At 68.7% G+C, this 1,316-nt stretch carries 1 protein-coding gene and 1 pseudogene; one reads left to right on the forward strand and one right to left on the reverse strand.

Annotated elements, in window-relative coordinates; all coding sequences use genetic code 11:
* A pseudogene (locus AX681_RS22400) lies at nt 1-243 on the forward strand (response regulator); the annotation flags it as partial.
* Here the strand turns inward: AX681_RS22400 and AX681_RS06905 are convergent.
* On the reverse strand, nt 221-1,171 hold the full coding sequence (locus AX681_RS06905) for a CorA family divalent cation transporter (protein ID WP_066657155.1): 951 nt from the start codon (nt 1,169-1,171) through the stop codon (nt 221-223). The pseudogene AX681_RS22400 and the gene AX681_RS06905 sit on opposite strands and share 23 nt — an antisense overlap.
* Nucleotides 1,172-1,316: the final 145 nt, after the last annotated feature.

Consider the following 1,316-nt stretch of genomic DNA (forward strand, 5'->3'; position numbering starts at 1 on the left):
GGAGCCGACGACCATCTCGCCAAGCCATTCGATTTCGGCGTGCTGCAGGCGCGGATCGAACGCACGCTCGAGCGCGCCGCGCGCATCGCCGAACTCAAACGCACCGTTGCCGCGCTCGACGCGCGCATCGCCGCGCGCGCGATCGAACTGGGCGAAGCGCGCAGCGAACTCGCCGTCACGCGCGCCGATCGCGCGCGGCTTCAGGGATCGATCGCCGCGCTCAGCGGAACCAGCGTCGCCTGACGAAATACAGGCCGACCCCGGCCGCCACCACCAAGCTGAACCCGGTGATCACCCAGAATGATTCGGGGTGCTTGGCATAGGGAATGCCGTCGACATTCATTCCGAACAGCCCGGTGATGAAGGTCAGCGGCAGGAAGATCATCGCCACCACCGCGACCAGCAGCGAGCGCTGGTCGATCACCTCGGCCCGCAGATCGGTGAGCGCCTCATGGATCAGCGCCGAACGCTCGCGGATGCTCTCCAGCTCCTCCGCCATGCGCGCCGCACGGTCGGCGGCAGCATTGATATGCAGCCGGTCGTCGTCGCTGAGCCACGCCACCGGTAGTCCTGCGAGCTTTTCCAGCGCCACGCGCTGGGGATAAAGGAAGCGGCGATAGCCGATCGCCTGCCGCCGCACGCGGCTGACATTGCGGCGCAGGTCGAACGCGGCGCGCGGGTCGAGCCGCTCCTCGCAATCGTCGAGCGAGTCGCCGAGCCGCGCGACATGCGGATCGAGCTGTTCGGTGATCGCGGTTGCCAGCGTCGCGATCAGGTCGCCCGCGTCGCGAACCTCGCCCGCGGTCATCGCCGCGCGTGCTGCGTCGAGCGCATCGAGCGGCAGGCGCGTGACCGAAATCACCCGCTTGCCATCGGCGCGCATGCGGATCGAGGCAAGCGGATCGCTACTCACCATCTGCGCCTGCGTCATGCCGCGCAGGTTGAGCAACGCCGCGCCATCGACCTGCTCGCAACGCGGGCGCGTCTCCAGCGCGGTCAGCGCATCGATCGTGAAATGGTCGAGCGCGGCATGATCGCGCAACCACGCCTGCACCTCCTCGTCGCGCGAGGTAAGGTGGATCCACACAAACTCCGCCGGGCAGGTCAGCGCATCGCGCGGAGCCATCTCCTCCACGGCCTGCGCCGTCACGCGATAGGCAAATCCGCTCATCGCGCGGTAGATACATCGACGGTGAGGCCGGGCAAGCCCGCAGGCGGCGAATCGCAGAGCAGGCGATCGGCATCGGCGCGCGCACGGTCGAGAATCGCGGCGGGGACGTCCGCGCGATGCGTCACGCGATCCGCCTGCGCCAGCC

The sequence above is a fragment of the Sphingomonas sp. CCH9-E2 genome, assembly GCF_001557215.1.
Taxonomy (GTDB): Bacteria; Pseudomonadota; Alphaproteobacteria; order Sphingomonadales; family Sphingomonadaceae; genus Sphingomonas.

What these genes read in the sequence shown, in the direction of transcription:
- AX681_RS06905 (WP_066657155.1), bottom strand. Translation starts at nt 1,171, where the DNA reads ATGAGCGGATTTGCCTATCGCGTGACGGCGCAGGCCGTGGAGGAGATG.